Genomic DNA, 17,670 nt, shown 5'->3' with positions numbered 1-17,670 from the left:
GAGAGCTGGATGAAATTCAGTGAACAGTGGCTGCGGAGCTGGGTAAGCCCGCAGGTATCCCGCGACGAGCTGGTGGCCCGTCTGTCGATGGCCGGCCTGGAAGTGGACAGCGTCACCCCCGTTGCCGGCGCCTTCAGCGGCGTGGTCGTGGGTGAGGTGCTGAGCACCGAACAGCACCCCGACGCCGACAAGCTGCGCGTATGCCAGGTCAGCAACGGCAGCGAAACCTTCCAGGTGGTGTGCGGCGCGCCCAACGTGCGCCCTGGCCTGAAGATCCCCTTCGCCATGATCGGCGCCGAGCTGCCGGGCGACTTCAAGATCAAGAAAGCCAAGCTGCGCGGTGTCGAGTCCTTCGGCATGCTCTGCTCGGCCAACGAACTGAAGATCAGCGAAGACCACGGCGGCCTCATGGAGCTCGCCGCCGATGCGCCGGTGGGTGAAGACTTCCGCCGCTACCTGGAGCTGGACGACGTCGTCATCGAGCTGGGCCTCACCCCCAACCGCGGTGACTGCCTCAACCTCTCCGGCCTCGCCCGCGAAGTCGGCGCGCTCTACGACGCTCCGGTCACCCGCCTGGCCATCGCCCCGGTCGCCCCGTCCCACGACGAAGTGCGCCCGGTCGAAGTCCTCGCGCCCAAGGCCTGCCCGCGCTACCTCGGCCGCGTCGTGCGCAATGTCGACCTCTCCAAGCCGACCCCGCTGTGGATGGTCGAGCGCCTGCGTCGCGCCGACGTACGCAGCATCGACGCCGCCGTCGACATCACCAACTACGTGATGCTCGAGCTCGGCCAGCCCATGCACGCCTTCGACCTCGCCGAAATCAACGGCGGCATCCGCGTGCGCATGGCGGAGGAGGGCGAGAAGATCGTCCTGCTCGATGGCCAGGAAGTCAGCCTGCGTGCCGACACCCTCGTCATCGCCGACCACACCCGCGCCCTGGCCATCGCCGGCGTAATGGGTGGCGAGCACAGCGGTGTCAGCGACAAGACCCGCGACCTGTTCCTCGAAGCCGCCTTCTTCGACACCATCGCCGTTGCCGGCAAGGCCCGTTCCTATGGCCTGCACACCGACTCCTCGCACCGCTTCGAGCGTGGTGTGGACTGGCAACTCGCCCGCGAAGCCATGGAGCGCGCCACCGCGCTGCTGCTGGACATCGTCGGCGGCGAAGCCGGCCCCATCATCGAAAGCGTCAGCGAAGCCAACCTGCCGAACGTCGCACCGGTCACCCTGCGTGCCGAGCGCATCGCCCAGATGCTGGGCATGGAGATGGACGCCGCCGAAGTCGAGCGCCTGCTCATCGCGCTGGGCCTGGGCGTCACCTCCGCTGGCCAAGGCCAATGGACGGTGGAAGTCCCCAGCCACCGCTTCGACATCAGCCTGGAAGTGGACCTGATCGAAGAGCTCGGCCGCCTCTACGGCTACAACCGCCTGCCGGTTCGCTACCCGCAAGCGCGCCTGGCGCCCAAGGCCCGCTCTGAATCCGCCGTCGAGCTGCCGGCCCTGCGTCGCCTGCTGGTCGCCCGCGGCTACCAGGAAGCGATCACCTACAGCTTCATCGATCCCAAGCTGTTCGAGCTGTTCAACCCCGGTGTGCAGCCGCTGATGCTGGCCAACCCCATCTCCGCCGACATGGCCGCCATGCGCTCCTCCCTGTGGCCGGGCCTGGTCAAGGCGCTGCAGCACAACCTCAACCGCCAGCAGGGTCGCGTCCGTCTGTTCGAAAGCGGCCTGCGCTTCGTCGGCCAGTTGGAAGGGCTCAAGCAGGAAGCCATGCTTGCCGGTGTCGTCTGCGGCAAGCGCCTGCCCGAAGCCTGGGCCCATGGCCGTGACGGCGTTGACTTCTACGACGTGAAGGCCGACGTCGAAGCCCTGCTCGGCGCCGCCGGTGCGCTGGACGGTTTCGACTTCGTGCCCGGCGAGCACAACGCCCTGCACCCGGGCCAAACCGCCCGCATCGAGCGCGACGGCCAACTGGTCGGCTACCTCGGCGCCATCCACCCCGAGCTGGCGAAAGCCCTGGACCTGGATCAGCCGGTCTACCTCTTCGAGCTGGTTCTGGCCGAAGTCATGCGCGGCCGTCTGCCCAAATTCCACGAGCTTTCGCGCTTCCCCGAAGTGCGTCGCGACCTGGCCCTGCTGGTGGATCGCGAGGTCGCCGCCGAGGCCGTACTCGACACCATCCGCGAGGCGGCGGGCGAGTGGTTGACGGACCTCAGGCTATTTGACGTCTATCACGGTAAAGGTATTGATCCGCTTAGAAAAAGCCTGGCCGTCGGCTTGACCTGGCAGCATCCATCGCGCACTCTTAACGACGATGAGGTGAACACCACAACGCAGAACATCGTCACCTCGCTGGAAGAAAGGTTCAACGCCACGTTAAGGAAGTAGCGTATGGGGGCTCTGACGAAAGCTGAGATGGCTGAACGTCTGTACGAAGAGCTTGGCCTGAATAAACGGGAAGCCAAGGAACTGGTGGAGCTGTTTTTCGAGGAAATCCGTCAGGCGCTGGAGCATAACGAACAGGTCAAGTTGTCGGGTTTCGGCAACTTCGATCTGCGGGATAAGCGTCAGCGTCCGGGGCGGAACCCGAAGACAGGAGAGGAAATCCCGATCACGGCTCGCCGTGTCGTGACGTTCCGTCCGGGGCAGAAACTGAAAGCCAGAGTCGAAGCTTATGCTGGAACCAAGTCATAACGACGAATTGCCGACAATCCCCGGCAAGCGTTACTTCACCATTGGCGAGGTCAGCGAGCTCTGCGCAGTCAAGCCCCACGTGCTGCGTTACTGGGAGCAGGAATTTCCCCAGCTCAACCCGGTAAAGCGACGCGGCAACCGGCGCTACTACCAGCGCCAGGATGTGCTGATGATTCGGCAGATCCGGGCGCTGCTATACGATCAGGGCTTCACCATCGGCGGGGCGCGCCAGCGTCTCTCCGGTGACGAAGCGAAGGACGACACCACCCAATACAAGCAGCTCATCCGGCAGACCATCGCCGAGCTTGAAGACGTCCTCATGGTTCTGCGTAAGTAAAAAAACCTGAAAAAAACCTTCCACAATTCAAAAGCTTAAAGTATAGTTCGCTCCGTTCCGCAAAGCGGGACAAGCAACAAAGTCGGGGCGTAGCGCAGCCTGGTAGCGCACTTGCATGGGGTGCAAGGGGTCGAGTGTTCGAATCACTCCGTCCCGACCATATTTAGAGAAAGGCCCAAGTCGAAAGACTTGGGCCTTTTTCGTTTTCCCTCTTTCTATACCAGGCTGCGCTTCGATAAAGCAGCGCCTTTGTATGCCGTGTTGCCCGAGCGCAACTCCGGCTTCAATCCATAAGGACATGAGAATGCGCACAGCCGCTTTGTTTCTGACTGCCGCAATGCTTGCCGGTTGTTCCGGCATTCCTTCCGAGCCCTACGTTGAGCCCACTCGGCAAGAGGGCACTGCGCGGGTACGGGTCATCACCAACTCCTCGGTTTTCGGAGACAGCATCAACGGCAGTTGCGCTCCCGTCTTGCGTCATAAAATGGCCGAGGCCGGACGCTTCTCGGAAGAGGGGCATCCAAATATCAATCATCCGCAATTTCCTCTGAAGCCCACGAGCTTGGGCATGCCGGAGCGGGTGGCGCCTAAGCTGGTCCAGTACGTTGGGGCCGTGCGGATGGGGGAAGGGCTGTATACCGAGATCGTCACCGAATACCGTGTCAGGGCCGATCTTCCTTTTCAGGTAGCGACCTTGGGGGCGGCAGTCGGTAGTCTCGGAAGCACCTACTCCACATGCCCTGCGCAAGCCAAGGTATTCCAACTGGAGTCGGGGCAAGATTACGAGCTGTTTGTTGGAGTGGGTATTCGTGGAGAACAGCTCGTATGTGGTTTTGGCATGTACCACCTGATGACATTCGGTAAGTCGCCTATGGTTGTGCCGTTCCCACTCGACGCCACCGAGGCGCCGCAGGCGCTCTGCAAAAATTGATTCACGATCTGGTTCAATTTGCACCTCATTCAAAGGTTGAGCCAGGCGCGCAAGGGAACGTTCAATGCCCACAGGTGAAGCTCTGCTAGCGCCCACAACACCGCTCTTCATCGGCTGGGATGTCGGCGGCTGGAACTGTGACAAGAACCCCGCCAGTCGTGACGCTTTGGTCGTGCTCGACGCCCAGCGCCAAGTCATTGGCAAGCCATGGCGGGGCAACATGCGTCGATGCATCAATCAGGCGGCCGATACTGCCGGGTTCATCGCTCGACTGCTTGAACTCTGTGAGCTGGATGTGACCACCTACGCCAGTACTCCCGTGGTGTTGGCAATCGATACCCCTCTGGGCTTTTCCACTGCCTTCATCGAGCTGATCGTGCAGGGGAGGGCAGCGGGGCCTATTGGAAATGCGGCCAGCAATCCTTACTTGTATCGACGCACTGAGCGCTATCTGTTCGAGCGCGGGCTGATGCCGCTTTCGGCCATCAAGGACATGATTGGTAGCCAGGCAACCAAAGGCATGCACGTGCTGGCTCGTTTCGCGCCGCATATACAGAGCCCTGGTGTTTGGACCGATCATCAATACCTGCGTGCTATTGAGGCATACCCTTCTGCTGCCAAGCGTTCCTCTCAGGTTGCAGCGCTGCTCGCTGTCCTACCTGAGCCGGGGGGCTTCGCTCATTCCGATATCGGCGACGCTCACCTCTGCGCTCTAGTGGCCTGGCAATTCCACTACCAGCCTCTCCAGCTTGCTCAGCCCGAGCCCGGTGTTGACTCACGCGAAGGCTGGATCTACGTGCCTGTCGATAGCCTCAGCAGCGCCCGTACATCTCCCAACGTGGGCAGTGGAATAGAGATATGAAGGAGGGGCACGAATTTCCCCAGGAGTGGGGTATGCATATGAGCGAAAGCGCCCCCGTCACTCAGTTCAATGAAGCTCATCCTCTCGGCTCCACTGTGCTTCAGTTCGAAAGAATGAGTCCTGAACAGTTCGAGCAGTTTTGCTGGTGGCTGATCAGGAAGGACCATCAGCTTCAGGGGTGTCAGCTACTCGGTAAGACGGGAAACCGATCTCAGCACGGAATCGATCTCTTCGCGTTTCAGCGCGCACGCCCCGATGACTTGGTTGTTTTCGAATGCAAATGCTGGCGGAACTTCACGGCCCCGGCCTTGTTAAAAGCAGTCGATGCATTCCTCGACGGTCCATGGGTACACGTTGCAAAGAAGTTCGTGATCATCATCGCGAGTCGTGGCGTGGGCAATCTCGCGATGAGTTGGGTTGAGGCCCAAAGGCGGCTTGCGCAGCGAGGTATCGACGGCGAGTTATGGACCGCTCTTCATCTGACAGAAAAGCTCCAGACCGCTCCTGATGTGCTGGCAAAGTTCTTCGGGGAAATTTCACTCTCTCAGTTCGCCAGCCAATGGATGCGCAGAGTTGGTTTCAAGAGCTCATTCTGAGAGCCCTTGAGGACTCCAGGCCTGAAAGCTCTTCGCTGGCCCGAGAGTATCTGCGTCAGGAAGGCGAAGATCAGAGCGCCCTTGTGACGCGGCATATAAGCGAAATAGCTGGGTTCATAAGACGTCCCTATGTGGAAATTAACGCGCTTTTTCCATGTGGTGGCCAGTATCAATACCCCGGCTCTGCCCTGATTTCCATCAAGCTGCCTGATACCTCCGGGGTAGAGGTTTCCTTGAGTCAAAAATGGCTCCTGGAGAATTTCCTTGGTTCCTCAGATGCACCTTGGACTACGCAGTGCAGGCCGTTTTTCAAAGGGCAGTTTGAAAAGCAGCAAATTGTTGAGTTGGGCAACAGCAGATTCTCACTCCCTTCCGAAGCTCTAGAAGAGCTGATTAGGGCTGCAGACGAACTGTCGGAACAGTACATCGCAGCCTTGCACCGGCAGGAGTCGGATTGGCAGGCTGGGAACTTCCCCTTCGTTTCCTGGCTTGGCACTCGCGTTGTGCTGTGCAAGCTGGACTCGTGGGTCTGGAGTGCAACACTGCGCTTTGCGAATGCGCATGATGTCCGTAATGGCTCCTCTCCCTGGCACATATTCCACGAGGCTCACAACAGGCTGATGCCATGTAAGGCAGGTGGTTACCGGGGCTTTCTCTGGGGGGCTGAGATTGAGGACCTTTGTTATGAGAACGAGGTGGCGATCCTCTGGGACCCGAGCTTCTTCATCAAGAGGACGGATGAAATCGGGCAATGGTCATGCGAAGAGGCATTCAACTGGCTAACTAAGGAGTTGCTACCTGCGGCGCTGAGCTGGGCCTTGACGAAAAACTATGGCGGCCTGCAGAGCTGGATACACCCTATAGCGTCAAGGCAGTCTGCCAGGGAATACGTTCGATGCTGGGAAGAGGCGGGCCCCTATACTGATGTTCGCAGCGTTCCCCTGCTGGATGGCGACAATCATCTGCAAATAGGTTTGGTAGAGACAGTGCAGCGACTTCAAGCCTTCTACCATGGCGGAGGTTATGGCTGTGAAAGGGCATTCTTCGATATGGCCGAGTGCAAAGAGCTGCATCTCGCCATGGCAACCCTGCTTAAAGGGGGCAGAGGATATCTCGGATACATGTTGTCCAAGTTGGGCATCGACGAGCCATGCTCCAGTCATGAGCAACTGGCCGAGTGCATTCGGAGTTACGTGGCGGGTTCGGAGGTTTCCAATGACCTTTACGCGCTCGAAAACGTCATGCGGGCGATGCTGGAAGCTCTTGCGGATGACGACAGCTGGTTGGATAGCGCCTCCAGAAAGCAGGTCTTTTCAGCGCTTAAGCCGTTCATGGCCTACTACGACCAGCAATGCCTGATCGAACGGCACACTCGCTACATATGAGCATCGGCGAGTGCGGCTATGCCAACCGCCCCCGCAAATACTCCGCCGTCTCCGCATCCGTACAGAACACATAACACCCCTTCATCCCGCGCGTCATAAGCGTGCGGTAGGTGTTCTTGATGATCAGGTCCGTCTCCTGGCGGGCTAGGTCCGGGTGTTCCTTCATCAGCTTCTTGTAGCCACGGATCGACTTGTCGTGTTTATCGCGCTGGTCCGGCGCAGTGATGACCTGGCCGTTCCTCACCAACAGATCGGGCCCGATGATCACGCCGATGTAATCCACCTCCAGCCCCTGGCAGGTATGGATGCAGCCCACTTGTTCGATCGAGTTCTCCGCGATGATCCAGAGGCTGCCGTCCTGATCGAGGTTCCACTGCCGGCGGTAGTTCTCGCCGATGACGATATCGTCCGCGCTCGAATCCTTCTTGCTGCGCCAGGGCCAGCAATAACCCGCCACCACGCGGGCTTTGTTACCTGCATTCCTCGCTTCTACCGCTGCGTGCAGCACTTCCGGCGTATCGAACACCTTGAACTCATACTCGCTGCCATCGAGTTGCTGGTTGGCGGTCGGGCGAATGCCCAACACATCGTCCAGCCACGCCAGGTAGCCGTCCGAACCGCTGCAGCGGAACTGCGAAGCCAGGTTGTATTCTTCCACCAGCGCGCCTTTGGCCTTGGCGAACTCGCGGATGGACTGCTTGCTACCGATGTCGCTCAGCGTCACCCGCTGGTCTTCATCAATGAAGAAGATGGTGCACTTCGATGAGTCGATCAGCTCCTTGATCTGGTTTTCGCCCAAGTTGCCGTACAGGCCGCTCTTCTCATTAAGTCGGTGCGCTTCGTCGACTATCAGCATGTCGAAGGTATTCGGCTCGGTGTCGATGAACGCGCCCGAGCCCGTGAACATGTGCGAAAAGCGGCTACGCGTGATCGAGCCCACCAGTTTCGACTCATACACCTTCCGGGGCGCTGCATTCTTCGACACGTATTTGCCCACCAAGCCCAATGACGTGAGCTGAACCAGCAGGTTGATCGCCAGCACCGTCTTGCCCGTCCCCGGGCCGCCCTCGATGATCAACACCCGGGGTTGCTGCTCGGAAGCGACCTTGGCCGCCGCAATCGCCGCTTCGTAGACCTCTTTCTGATCATCGATCAGCACGAACTCCGCCTGCTGGGCCAGCAGCCCCTTGAGCGAATCGGCCAGCGCCTTGGATGGGCGGATGCGCCCATTCGCTAACTCGTAAAGCACCTCTTTCGAGTCGCCAAAGCGAATGTGCTTCTTGATGAAGGCCCGCAGCCGCTCCAACTCGTCCTTGCCCTTCAGAAAGAGCGGAGCCTTGTCCATGTAGCCCTGGTAATGGGGTGAGTCGATCACCCCGTCACGCACATAGTTGTGCAGGTACGCGCAGGGGCGAACGGCGATGCTCTTCTCGTAGACCGCCTCGTTGAACCCCTCCAGCAGCGAGGCATAGGACCAAGCCTGATAGGAAGGGTGAACGACCTCCCGCAGCCCATTGCCCAGTGCCGTCTTCACGATGGCGTCCTTACCGGTCGCCATCGCCTTCTCCCACTGCTTCAGCTCGACAAGCACGGCATGCTTGGCACCGGCATCGTCATGGCCGGTCAGGGTGAAGTCGATGCGCTTGGACGATTGGGGGATGTGCAGCTCGATGGCTAGGCCCGCGCTTTCGGGCACGCCCTCGTCCCGCAGCACCTTGGCCATGTAGCCCAGTGAATGCTTCCAGGAATTGATTTCCGAGGCGGCCACCTTCTTGCCCGTGGCCGTCTTGAAATGCTGATGGATCACGTCCTCGATATCGTCGTTGTCGTGATCCTGCAGAAACTGTCTCTTCGTTGCTTCGTAAACGATCAAGTGATGTCTTCCCTGGCAAACGCCCAGCCTCAGAGCTGGTCGTACTTCTTGCTCGTGTCCCTGGCTTTCTCCACCGGGTATTTCTCACCATTGCGTTGCAGCTTCTGCTGCGCCGCCGCGTTCAAATCCACGTCCAGAACCGAGGCCAGCCTCACCAGGTACATCAGCACGTCGGCCAGTTCTTCCCGCACCGCCTGCACCGTATCCAGGTTGCGCGCGGCATCCCGCGAAGCCTCCTCGGTCATCCACTGGAAGATCTCGGTGAGTTCACCCACCTCTCCACTTAGCGCCATCGCCAGGTTCTTGGGGGAGTGGAACTGCTCCCAGTTGCGGTCATCGGCGAACTGCTTGAGCGCAGCGGCCAGCCCAGCGACATCGACCAGCGGGGCAGTGGGCATTGAGGTATTCGTCACAGCGGTATCCCATCGTTCATGAACGCGACCGGCGAACCGGATCGCTCAGTTCGACACGATACGTCCTTCAGACCAGATGAAAAAGATTGTAAGCACTCGTCTGTAGACCTTAGTAGTGGCTGCGCATGCCAAAAGGCCATTATTTTCAGCGAAACCATTGATCTAGAAGGCTTGCAGGGCGATCTTGCAGAGTAGGGGGCAAGGCATCTGAGCACTTTCGTACTTGATTTCGTGTAGGACAACGATGAAAGATGCGGGAAATCTCCTACAGCAAGGATGCGTAGTCGGTGCCCCAACTCTCTCTTCTCAAGAGCCCCGCAGCCGTTCAGGCCGCTCTGGATGAGTTCTCGCAACTGGGGCGTACCGCTTTCCTCCAGCGCTACGGTTACGGAAAATCCAGGGACTATCTGGTCCGTAATCCCCGTAATGGCGAGCACTGCGATTCCAAGGCCATCGTCGGCGTCGCCTTCGGCAAACAGTTCCCCAACCAGGGCCCGCTGAAGGCGGACGACTTCTCCGGCGGTGAAGCCACCGTTGTTCCGTTGTTGCAGTCCCTGGGTTATGAGGTGATCCGCATCGGTGAGGATTGGTCCGAGCAGGAAGTGCACTCCACCGTCACCGACTACTTCGAAATGCTGCGGCTTGAAGCCGACGGTCTGGCCTACAAGAAAACCGACCACAACGAAGCCCTGCGCAAACAGCTCAACGGCCGCAGCAAGGCTTCCGTCGAACTCAAGCACCAGAACATCAGCGCCGTACTCGCCGGCCTGGGTCTGCCCTTCATTGCCGGCTACAAACCGCGTGGTAACAGCCAGCTGTTGCTGCGCAAGTCCGTGCAGGACTACATCACCCGCCACCACGCCTTGGTCGGCAAGATCGTAGATGCGCTGGAAGAGGTGAAAACCCCAGCGCAGAAAACCTATTCAGCCGTGCTGGTTGAGTCCCCTCGGAAGGAGGAGCGCCAGCCGCTTGTCGTCCCAGGCCAGAGCCGCCAGCGCTTACCACGCAAATTCGACTACGCCGCGCGGGACGAAGCCAACCGCAAGCTGGGCAGAACGGGTGAGCAATGGGTCATCGGTTATGAACAGCACCGCTTGTTCAAAGCGGGCCATCCCGAACTGTTCCAGCGCCTGGAATGGATTGCGGATACCCGGGGCGATGGCGCGGGTTACGACATCCTCTCCTTCGAGAACGAAGAGAGGCATCGCTTCATCGAGGTGAAAGCCACCAACGGCGGCATCGCCACCTCATTCGTGATTAGCCACAACGAATTGGAGTTCTCCAGGGAGATGGAGGAGCAGTTCTGTCTGTATCGGGTGTTTCAGCTCGGGAGTGATCCAAGGCTGTTCATTCTGAGAGGGGATTTGTCGGGGCAGCTTCATCTGAAAGCGATGGATTTTAGGGCAAGCTTTCTACGTACATTCTGAGTTTAATTGAGTAATAAATATCAGATTTATGCGGTTTGAAAGCGAATGTCTCGGCGGGATTTGGTTGTTTGATTTAGGCGATTACTTTTAGGATTCATATTATGCAAAGCTTAGAAAATCTAAGGCCATATGTTGAGAATCAAATATTTAAGTTGGAAACGGTCGGGGGAGACATTTTTCAGAAGCTTCATTTAGACTATGAGGGGAAAGTATATCGTGAGCGAGACTTGGGGAGGTTGATAAAGGACTCAGTGGAGTATTTCGCTCTTACTCCGAATGAATTTGAGGATTTCAGTTCTTCAGGGAATCTTATTGAGGCCAGGCGCACAGCTTGGGGGCGAATTTCTGAGGCCAGGAAAGATAAGAAAGGGGACTATGGTGAGCTTCTTCTTTTCTTAGCCCTTTATTTTTTTTACCCAGCCAATCCGCAGAGATTCGTCACCAAAGTTAGGCTTAGAAGCTCTGTAAAAGAGCAGATAAAGGGTTTTGACTGCGCACATTTTACAGTTGAAAACGATGACGTGTGTTTGTGGCTAGGGGAAGCTAAATTTCATAATTCGGTCAGTAATGCAATCGCTGATGCTTTCAAGTCCATAGAGGATCATCTGCAGCTGGATTATTTAAAGGGTGAGTTTAAAATTCTTGGATCAAATATAGAGGCTAATAAAGGTATTTCTCCTGAGTATTTGAAAAAGCTCCAGGCTGTATTTAAAGGCCGATCTATAAGTAGTGTTAAGATTAAAATCCCCGTTTTGTTAACTTATGATTGTAAGGTCGTTGGGGGTAATGATTCTGTAAGTGATACTTTTCGTGATGAGCTTAGAAGTAATTTAGAAAAGCTTAAGTCGCGTATTTCTCCGAAGGTGCCTGTCTTGCCGGATAATGTGTCTTTAGTATTCATATTGTTTCCTTTTAAATCTGTTGATGTTGTTAAGAGCTACTTGGAGACTGTTGAGGATGTGATGAAATGAATTTTATTTTTGACACTCCTGAAGCGCGAGCGCTAGCTATTTCTAAGGCTGAATATTTTACTAAGGAGATCTTGTCGGGCAATGAAGTCTTAGCAGATGAGGCTTTGGAGGCTGCGAATTTACTCCTGTCATACTCCACTGAGGAAAGTGAAATAAATGCAGCCTTGGCGGTAATCTGCCATGTCGCGGAGAAGAGCTCTCTGAACGAGCTAGAGGTGGCTCTACTCCATGACTGTATTGATGCCTCTCGGAATTTTCTGTACTTAGATATGCTGGGCCGGAGAAGTGCCGAGTGGAAGCAGTCGCTGAGCTACTTTGCGGAGTTTAGAAGGGCTGTTTACACTACTGAGTATGGAACTACTCTTACAAGGCAGCAGAAACAAATTATTGATAAGTTTCGCGAGGTAAAAAGGCTAGTCGTTAGTGCTCCAACCTCGTTTGGCAAGACAATGGCCATTCAAGAGATAATACTCCAAATGAATTACAGGTCGGTAGCCATTATTATGCCGACTATTGCGCTTATGGCTGAAACGGTTGCAAAATTCAAAAGCAATCCGAATTTTTCAAGATTTGAAGTTATAAATAATACCTCTGGATCAAGTGATAATCCCAATAAAATATATGTCTTGACTCCTGAGAAGTTAGATTTGCTTCTTGAAGAAAACGCAGAGTTGAAGTTCGATTTTTTTGCAATGGATGAAATCTACAAAATTCAAGATGACTTGGATAGAAGGGCTGTCTTTTCGAGTGTTTTGTATAGTCTTGTAAGCTCTGGTGCTGATTTTTATTTGATTGGACCATACTTCAAGAGATTTAGTGAAAGATTCCTTGATAAGACAAAATCTACCTTTCTTAGGTATTCAACGGAAATCGTACAGAAAGAAGTTCATGATCTGTCGGGCATACCAGTCGGTGAGAAGATTCGATTGGGGGATAAGTATTTCAATAAGGCCGCGACTGATGAGACAAATATTAAGAGAATAGCGGGTGCTCTTGAGGAGCAGAAGATTTTTTATTACAAGGACACTCGTGGCGTTGAGACGATCGCAAAAAAAATTAGCGAATATAGTGCGCTGGATTGCTCTAGTCGGGTGGCGGAGCTCGTAGATTATATTTCTGAGAGCATATCTGATAAGTGGAGTCTTATTGACTATCTAAAGAAGGGGGTTGCATTTCATCATGGGGCAATGCCTAGGCATATTCAGGGTGAGATAGTCGAATTTTTTAATGCTGAAAAAATTAATTCTTTGGTTTGCACTACAACTCTAACTGAGGGTGTAAATACAACTGCAAAAAATGTAATTATTTTGAGTAATAAAAAAGGAACTGAGAATCTGACGGGATTTGATTATAAAAATATTAAAGGCCGTGCAGGTAGATTTCTCCATCACTTCACGGGGCGAGTCGTTAATCTTGTGGATGTCCCGGAAGATGAAAAAGATGAAGTGTTATTTCATTATTTCGATAGTGATGAGCTCGCGACTGATGAGGTTTTGAGGATACGAGACGGGGATTTGACAGAGGAACATAGAAAGACTAAAGAGCTGATTACTCATGAGCTGAATGTCTCTAAAATTCCTCTCTCTCTAGTTAAAGGTAATAAATATATATCGATAGAAAAGCAGATGGCGCTTATTGCTGTTTTGCGTGCAGACCATGCTTTGGTGGATGATATATATTTTTCGGGAAGCTATCCTGAGAAAGAAGTGTTGGATACTATTCTTCAGCTGTGTCATATGTATCTTTTTTCTCAAAAAGAGTATTCTGATAAAAGCTTTAATATATTTGAGTTAAGTAGGTTGGTGAAATATCACGTATATCATCATCCGTCTATCAAGCAGATGATATCCGCCCAGTCTGGGAAAAGTGAGGATACTAGAATTCGGAATGCTTTTAAGTTGATAGCTAGATATTTTGAGTTTTCCCTTCCCAAATATTTGGTTTGCTTCTCAAGTCTCTATAATTTTGTGGCAAAGGAGATGGGTAAAAAAGAAATATCCCTTTCTTGGATAATTACTCTTCTCCAGTATGGATTTGAAAGTCCTCAGGCGATAGCGCTGAAAGACTCAGGAGTGCCTTCGGATATTGTTGCAAAACTTGAGGAAGGATTGAGTGACTGTACAAGTATTGAAGAGATAAGGGTGAAGATTAGACTGCGACCGAAGATTCTAGAAAAACTATCTAGTTTTGAGCGAAAGATACTAGAGAAGCATATTTGATATGAAAGTACTGCGGTATGTGGACCGATAACAGCTCCTACGCTCCATTGAGGCCTGTCCGACGTCCTACAGGCATTTTGCTGTGATGCATGAGTTGCTGGAAGAGTAAGCGGCGTTGTAAGTGGGCCACATTGATTAACGCAATGCGCTGGCCTGCGCTCTGGTCGTGTGGCTATTCCACTTCGACTAGAACTGCTCGCGCAACCTGGCTCTGCATTATTCGAACAAGAAGACTGGACATTCGTCCTACTAATGGGCTGGCCTGATTAGGGGGATCTGCGAGGTGCATCTCTGAGCAAGCCAAGGCACCCGGTCGTCGCAGATCAGAACTTCCTAATCGCAAACCCCACCAACACCCGCCCACGCACTTCCACATCCGCCATCGGTACCGTGCGCGGGTTGTGGGTCGGGTTGTCCGCAATGAGTTCGAGCTGGTCTTGCCCCGCCAACTGCAGGCGGCGGATGAACAGGTGGCCGGCCCAGTTGATCAGGTAGAGGCCATCCCCGTTGAAGGCGCTCACGCCGCAGTCGACGATGACGGCGTCGCGGTCGTTGAGGGTGTTGGCCATGCTGTTGTCCCAGAGGATGACAATGGCCAGTTGCTCTGCATTCGAGTACGCCGCAGCCCTTTCCTGCAGGAAGGCTTCATTGAGCGTCAGGCTGCTGATGGTCTCACTGTAATCCACCGGCCTCGGAGCGCTGGAGGGCGACTGATCGAAGTTGTAGTAGGGGACTGAAATCTCTTTGCAGCCAACAGCGTCGGTTTGCTGGCTGGTGGCCCCTTTCAACTCTTCCAGCACGGCTTGAATTGCGTCTACCGTGATGGGCGTTTCGAGCTTGCTGAATCTGGCCTGCGCGGTGGTTATCCAGGTCTGGATATTCACCGAAGCGCTGTCTCTGCGTGGCGGGGCGCCTGTGCCGGTCAGCAACCAGTCGATGGTGGTGTCGTACTTCCTGGCAATGGCGATGAGGTTGTCATTGCGCAGGTTTTCGGTGTTGCCGCTGTACCACCTCCGTACCGCTTCGTACGAGAGGCCACACGCGTCAGCAATATCCCTTTTTATCCGCCGTATATCGATATCCGGCTTCCGTGCCTGCACGAGTACGTCTAAACGGTCGGTAATTTTCATGCGGCGCAATCTACAAGAGCGCACAGCAATCAAGATTGTGTTTATTTCACAACTATGATTGTATTTTTGGCTTCCTGTGTATTGAGAGGGAGCTCGATTGTATGAGTGTGCATCTCGCTGAATGGGCCCACGAAATAACAGCTGTCCTGGCCCAACCCCCAGGCCAACCCCAACTCCAGGCCCTGACCCACTGGCTGCAACGCATCGCCCCGGTCGATCACATCGCGCTGTTCCTCTATGAAGGCAGCCACGCGCCCTTGCCGCTGTTCCACACCTTTCCCGCCGAGCTGCGCGCCACCTTCGTCAATGACTACCGCAGCGGTGTGCACATACTCGATCCGTTCTTCCTCGGTTGCCTGTTCGGCGAGCCGGATGGGCTCTACAGCATGCGTGCCCTGTCGCCGGACAGCTTCCGCTGCAATCACTACTTCCAGGCCTACTACCACCGCCTGGGGCTGAGTGAGGAACTGGGCTACTTCACCACGCCGGCCTTGCACTGCCGGGCGGTGCTGTCGTTGATGCGCGGGGAGGGCGGGGCGGCGTTCACGGAGGAGGAGATGCGCCTGCTGCGGACTGCGCAACCGGTGGTGGCACAGGTGGTGCGCCTGGCCTGGAAGGCGCGTGGTGAGCCAGCGGCGGATGCCGTTCTGCCCACCACCCATGTGCGCACGGTGTTCAGCAGCTTCGGCGAGGAGTTGCTGACGCGGCGCGAGCACAAGATCGCCCAGCTGTTGCTGCAGGGGTATTCCAGCCAGCAGATTGCCGACCAGTTGCGCATCACCCGCGGCACGGTGAAGGTCCACCGGCGCAACCTCTACGACAAGCTGGAGATCGGCAGCCAGGCGGAGTTCTTCGGGTTGTTCGTGCGCGAGCTGATGGGGGCGGGGCTGTTCAGCCGGCCGCAGCGCCGCAACCGTGCTCAGCAGCGTGCCGAAGGGTGACTGCAGTACGTGATGACCGCCCCCGTCGATGGGGGAGGCGGAGAGGCAATCCGCCAGAATCAGCCGGTTGCTGAAAGGAGGCTTCTCGATGCCAACGCCGTCTCTGCAAGCCAAAAGGGCCTACTACGCCAAGGCGCGCCAATCCAATTACACAGCCAGCCTGCGCCTGGCGGGTTTCGATACCTCAGCTGCCGATGGCGAGCGCAAGCTGCCTTCCCGTGAGTCCGTGCTGAGTGCCTACCGCTCCGAGGTCTGACCGCGTCCTACACTCCCGCCTGCCCCTCTCTACCGCCCGCGCCATAGCGTTGATTTTCTCCCCGTTGCTAGCGTGGCCTTGCCCATTCCGGGCATCGCTTCGGGGAGAAGCCTCTATGCCTAGGTCCGTGCGTATCGCCGACATCATCGACGACAGCCCCCTTTCCTGGTTGCAGGTGCGGGTGCTGCTTCTGTGTTTCCTCATCATGCTGCTGGATGGTTTCGACACCGCCGTGATCGGCTACGTGGCGCCGGAGCTGATCACCCAGTGGGGCATCGACCGCAGCGAGCTGGCGCCGGCCTTCGGGGCCGGGCTGTTCGGGATGATGGTGGGGGCCATGGCCTGCGGGCCGCTGGCGGATCGCTTCGGGCGCAAGCGGGTGCTGCTGGGCGGCATCCTGGTGTTCGCCCTGGGTACGCTGATGGCGGCGCTCGCCACCTGGATGGGGGAGCTGGTGGTGCTGCGCTTCGTCACCGGCATCGGCCTGGGCGGGGTGCTGCCCAACTGCATCACCCTGTCGTCGGAGTACGCGCCCAAGCGGCGCCGCGTGCTGCTGGCCACGCTGAGCTATTCGGGCTTCGTGCTCGGCCTGGCCATGGGCGGCAGCGTGGCGGCCTGGCTGATGCCGAGCCTGGGCTGGCAGGGCATGCTCGCCCTCGGTGGCCTGGCGCCGCTGGTGCTGCTGCCGGTGCTGATGCGCTGGCTGCCGGAATCGCTGTACTTCCTGGTGGGCCGCAAGCGCCACCGCAAGGCGTTGCTGCGCCTGCTGACGGCCATCGGTGGCAAGGCCAGCTGGCGTGGCGCGATCCTGCTGGGGGACCTGCCCGAGCAGCCGCGCTCGCCGCTGTCCACCCTGTTCGAGGGCGCCCGGGCGCTGCGCACGCTGATGCTCTGGCTGACCTTCTTCTGCGGGCTATTCGTCTTCTACCTGCTGACCAACTGGCTGCCCACCATCCTCCGCTCCAGCGGTTATGGCGTGAGCGAGGCCGCCACCATCGCCTCGATGATCCCCTTGGGCGGGGTGCTCGGCAGCATCGTCATGGCGCTGCTGCTGGACAAGCTCGGGCCCCGGCGCGTGCTGCCGGTGCAGGCCGCCTTCGCCGCCGTCGCCCTGGCGCTGATCGGCACCCAGCTGGGCAGCGGCTCGCCGTTGCTGGCGATGGTGTTCATCGCCGGCTTCGGCCTCAGCGGCTTGCTGGCCAACCTCAGCATCGTCGCCGCCACCCTGTACCCCATCCATGCGCGGGCCACGGGGGTGAGCTGGGCGCTCTCGGCGGGGCGCGCCGGTTCCATCGTCGGTTCCATGCTCGGTGCCTGGCTGTTCGCGGTGGCGGGCAGCCTGGATGGTTTCTTCCTGTGGATCGCCACGCCCATGCTGCTGGCCAGCCTGGCCCTGCTGGTGATGGGCCTGCGCCGGGTCGAGCACCTGGCCGTGGCCGAGGGCTAGTTCCCGGGCGGTCGGCGTGTGCTTGTTGGCGCCGACCGCTTTTTTCCATTACCGGTGCGAGTTCGCCCACTGCGCCGCCAGCGCAAATCTACCCCCTGCCGGTTAAGTCGCCCGCCAGCGGCTTGCTAGCGTGGCTTCTGGTGCGTTGCCACCCGCCGAGGCGGGGTGGTGGCGTGCCATAGGGGGGC

The 17,670-nt window shown here is 56.9% G+C and carries 16 protein-coding genes and 1 tRNA gene; 14 read left to right on the top strand and 3 right to left on the bottom strand.

Features of this window, described 5'->3' with window-relative positions:
- Positions 1 to 9 precede the first annotated feature (9 nt).
- From pheT to RTW82_RS26080, 8 genes are all read left to right on the top strand, one after another.
- Positions 10 to 2,388: a phenylalanine--tRNA ligase subunit beta gene (gene pheT, locus RTW82_RS26115; RefSeq protein WP_316926916.1), complete on the top strand. Its 2,379-nt coding sequence runs from the start codon at positions 10 to 12 to the stop codon at positions 2,386 to 2,388.
- 3 nt (positions 2,389 to 2,391) lie between these two features.
- Positions 2,392 to 2,694 carry an integration host factor subunit alpha gene (gene ihfA, locus RTW82_RS26110; protein WP_003282572.1) on the top strand — a complete coding sequence of 101 codons (303 nt, stop codon included), beginning with the start codon at positions 2,392 to 2,394 and terminating at the stop codon, positions 2,692 to 2,694.
- The gene (locus RTW82_RS26105) at positions 2,675 to 3,031 is read left to right on the top strand and encodes a MerR family transcriptional regulator (RefSeq protein WP_031286878.1); all 357 of its coding nucleotides are present in this window, start codon (positions 2,675 to 2,677) and stop codon (positions 3,029 to 3,031) included. The genes ihfA and RTW82_RS26105 overlap by 20 nt, the downstream gene beginning before the upstream one ends.
- Positions 3,032 to 3,114: 83 nt before the next feature.
- A tRNA-Pro gene (locus RTW82_RS26100) sits at positions 3,115 to 3,191 on the top strand.
- Positions 3,192 to 3,335: 144 nt separating this feature from the next.
- Positions 3,336 to 3,962, top strand: coding sequence for a hypothetical protein (locus RTW82_RS26095; protein ID WP_316926915.1), 627 nt, complete (start codon positions 3,336 to 3,338; stop codon positions 3,960 to 3,962).
- A gap of 64 nt (positions 3,963 to 4,026) precedes the next feature.
- The gene (locus tag RTW82_RS26090) at positions 4,027 to 4,824 is read left to right on the top strand and encodes a hypothetical protein (protein ID WP_316926914.1); all 798 of its coding nucleotides are present in this window, start codon (positions 4,027 to 4,029) and stop codon (positions 4,822 to 4,824) included.
- A gap of 32 nt (positions 4,825 to 4,856) precedes the next feature.
- Positions 4,857 to 5,420 carry a restriction endonuclease gene (locus RTW82_RS26085; RefSeq protein WP_316926913.1) on the top strand — a complete coding sequence of 188 codons (564 nt, stop codon included), beginning with the start codon at positions 4,857 to 4,859 and terminating at the stop codon, positions 5,418 to 5,420.
- On the top strand, positions 5,384 to 6,805 hold the full coding sequence (locus tag RTW82_RS26080; protein ID WP_316926912.1) for a hypothetical protein: 1,422 nt from the start codon (positions 5,384 to 5,386) through the stop codon (positions 6,803 to 6,805). Before RTW82_RS26085 ends, RTW82_RS26080 begins: the two co-directional genes overlap by 37 nt.
- A gap of 16 nt (positions 6,806 to 6,821) precedes the next feature.
- On the opposite strand, the gene RTW82_RS26075 is transcribed toward RTW82_RS26080, so the two are convergent.
- Together RTW82_RS26075 and RTW82_RS26070 are read right to left on the bottom strand one after the other, a co-directional pair.
- Positions 6,822 to 8,678, bottom strand: a complete 1,857-nt coding sequence (locus RTW82_RS26075; protein ID WP_316926911.1) for a DUF2075 domain-containing protein — start codon at positions 8,676 to 8,678, stop codon at positions 6,822 to 6,824.
- Between the two features lie 29 nt (positions 8,679 to 8,707).
- A complete protein-coding gene (locus tag RTW82_RS26070; protein ID WP_410478853.1) occupies positions 8,708 to 9,091 on the bottom strand; it encodes a nucleotide pyrophosphohydrolase in 384 nt (127 codons plus the stop codon).
- A gap of 287 nt (positions 9,092 to 9,378) precedes the next feature.
- Here RTW82_RS26070 and RTW82_RS26065 point away from each other — a divergent pair, with 287 nt between their 5' ends.
- The 3 genes from RTW82_RS26065 to RTW82_RS26055 all read left to right on the top strand — a co-directional run bounded on the left by RTW82_RS26065 (position 9,379) and on the right by RTW82_RS26055 (position 13,708).
- On the top strand, positions 9,379 to 10,518 hold the full coding sequence (locus tag RTW82_RS26065) for a DUF3883 domain-containing protein (protein WP_316926909.1): 1,140 nt from the start codon (positions 9,379 to 9,381) through the stop codon (positions 10,516 to 10,518).
- A 101-nt stretch (positions 10,519 to 10,619) separates the two neighbouring features.
- A complete protein-coding gene (locus tag RTW82_RS26060; protein ID WP_316926908.1) occupies positions 10,620 to 11,489 on the top strand; it encodes a DUF1837 domain-containing protein in 870 nt (289 codons plus the stop codon).
- Positions 11,486 to 13,708 (top strand): DEAD/DEAH box helicase, encoded by a 2,223-nt coding sequence (locus tag RTW82_RS26055; protein ID WP_316926907.1) that lies wholly within the window; start codon positions 11,486 to 11,488, stop codon positions 13,706 to 13,708. Before RTW82_RS26060 ends, RTW82_RS26055 begins: the two co-directional genes overlap by 4 nt.
- Positions 13,709 to 14,031: 323 nt before the next feature.
- Here RTW82_RS26055 and RTW82_RS26050 read toward each other — a convergent pair whose 3' ends face one another.
- Positions 14,032 to 14,838, bottom strand: coding sequence for an XRE family transcriptional regulator (locus RTW82_RS26050; protein ID WP_316926906.1), 807 nt, complete (start codon positions 14,836 to 14,838; stop codon positions 14,032 to 14,034).
- 101 nt (positions 14,839 to 14,939) lie between these two features.
- On the opposite strand from RTW82_RS26050, the gene RTW82_RS26045 reads away from it, so the two are divergent.
- The 3 genes from RTW82_RS26045 to RTW82_RS26035 all read left to right on the top strand — a co-directional run bounded on the left by RTW82_RS26045 (position 14,940) and on the right by RTW82_RS26035 (position 17,482).
- Positions 14,940 to 15,779, top strand: coding sequence for a LuxR C-terminal-related transcriptional regulator (locus RTW82_RS26045; protein WP_316926905.1), 840 nt, complete (start codon positions 14,940 to 14,942; stop codon positions 15,777 to 15,779).
- Between the two features lie 88 nt (positions 15,780 to 15,867).
- Complete coding sequence (locus RTW82_RS26040; protein WP_316926904.1) at positions 15,868 to 16,035, top strand: YhfG family protein; 168 nt, start codon at positions 15,868 to 15,870, stop codon at positions 16,033 to 16,035.
- A gap of 115 nt (positions 16,036 to 16,150) precedes the next feature.
- On the top strand, positions 16,151 to 17,482 hold the full coding sequence (locus tag RTW82_RS26035; protein WP_316926903.1) for an MFS transporter: 1,332 nt from the start codon (positions 16,151 to 16,153) through the stop codon (positions 17,480 to 17,482).
- Positions 17,483 to 17,670 lie beyond the last annotated feature (188 nt).

The organism is Pseudomonas sp. zfem005, assembly GCF_032621735.1.
GTDB classification, from domain to species: Bacteria; Pseudomonadota; Gammaproteobacteria; order Pseudomonadales; family Pseudomonadaceae; genus Metapseudomonas; species Metapseudomonas solani.
The sequence above is the reverse complement of the archived record's forward strand: the minus strand, read 5'-3'. Positions and strand labels throughout refer to the sequence as shown.

Bases quoted from the DNA above. Each gene is read 5' to 3' on its own strand.
- pheT (WP_316926916.1), top strand. From the start codon at position 10: ATGAAATTCAGTGAACAGTGGCTGCGGAGCTGGGTAAGCCCGCAGGTA.
- ihfA (WP_003282572.1), top strand. From the start codon at position 2,392: ATGGGGGCTCTGACGAAAGCTGAGATGGCTGAACGTCTGTACGAAGAG.
- RTW82_RS26105 (WP_031286878.1), top strand. From the start codon at position 2,675: ATGCTGGAACCAAGTCATAACGACGAATTGCCGACAATCCCCGGCAAG.
- RTW82_RS26095 (WP_316926915.1), top strand. From the start codon at position 3,336: ATGCGCACAGCCGCTTTGTTTCTGACTGCCGCAATGCTTGCCGGTTGT.
- RTW82_RS26090 (WP_316926914.1), top strand. From the start codon at position 4,027: ATGCCCACAGGTGAAGCTCTGCTAGCGCCCACAACACCGCTCTTCATC.
- RTW82_RS26085 (WP_316926913.1), top strand. From the start codon at position 4,857: ATGCATATGAGCGAAAGCGCCCCCGTCACTCAGTTCAATGAAGCTCAT.
- RTW82_RS26080 (WP_316926912.1), top strand. From the start codon at position 5,384: ATGGATGCGCAGAGTTGGTTTCAAGAGCTCATTCTGAGAGCCCTTGAG.
- RTW82_RS26060 (WP_316926908.1), top strand. From the start codon at position 10,620: ATGCAAAGCTTAGAAAATCTAAGGCCATATGTTGAGAATCAAATATTT.
- RTW82_RS26055 (WP_316926907.1), top strand. From the start codon at position 11,486: ATGAATTTTATTTTTGACACTCCTGAAGCGCGAGCGCTAGCTATTTCT.
- RTW82_RS26050 (WP_316926906.1), bottom strand. From the start codon at position 14,838: ATGAAAATTACCGACCGTTTAGACGTACTCGTGCAGGCACGGAAGCCG.
- RTW82_RS26045 (WP_316926905.1), top strand. From the start codon at position 14,940: ATGAGTGTGCATCTCGCTGAATGGGCCCACGAAATAACAGCTGTCCTG.
- RTW82_RS26040 (WP_316926904.1), top strand. From the start codon at position 15,868: ATGCCAACGCCGTCTCTGCAAGCCAAAAGGGCCTACTACGCCAAGGCG.
- RTW82_RS26035 (WP_316926903.1), top strand. From the start codon at position 16,151: ATGCCTAGGTCCGTGCGTATCGCCGACATCATCGACGACAGCCCCCTT.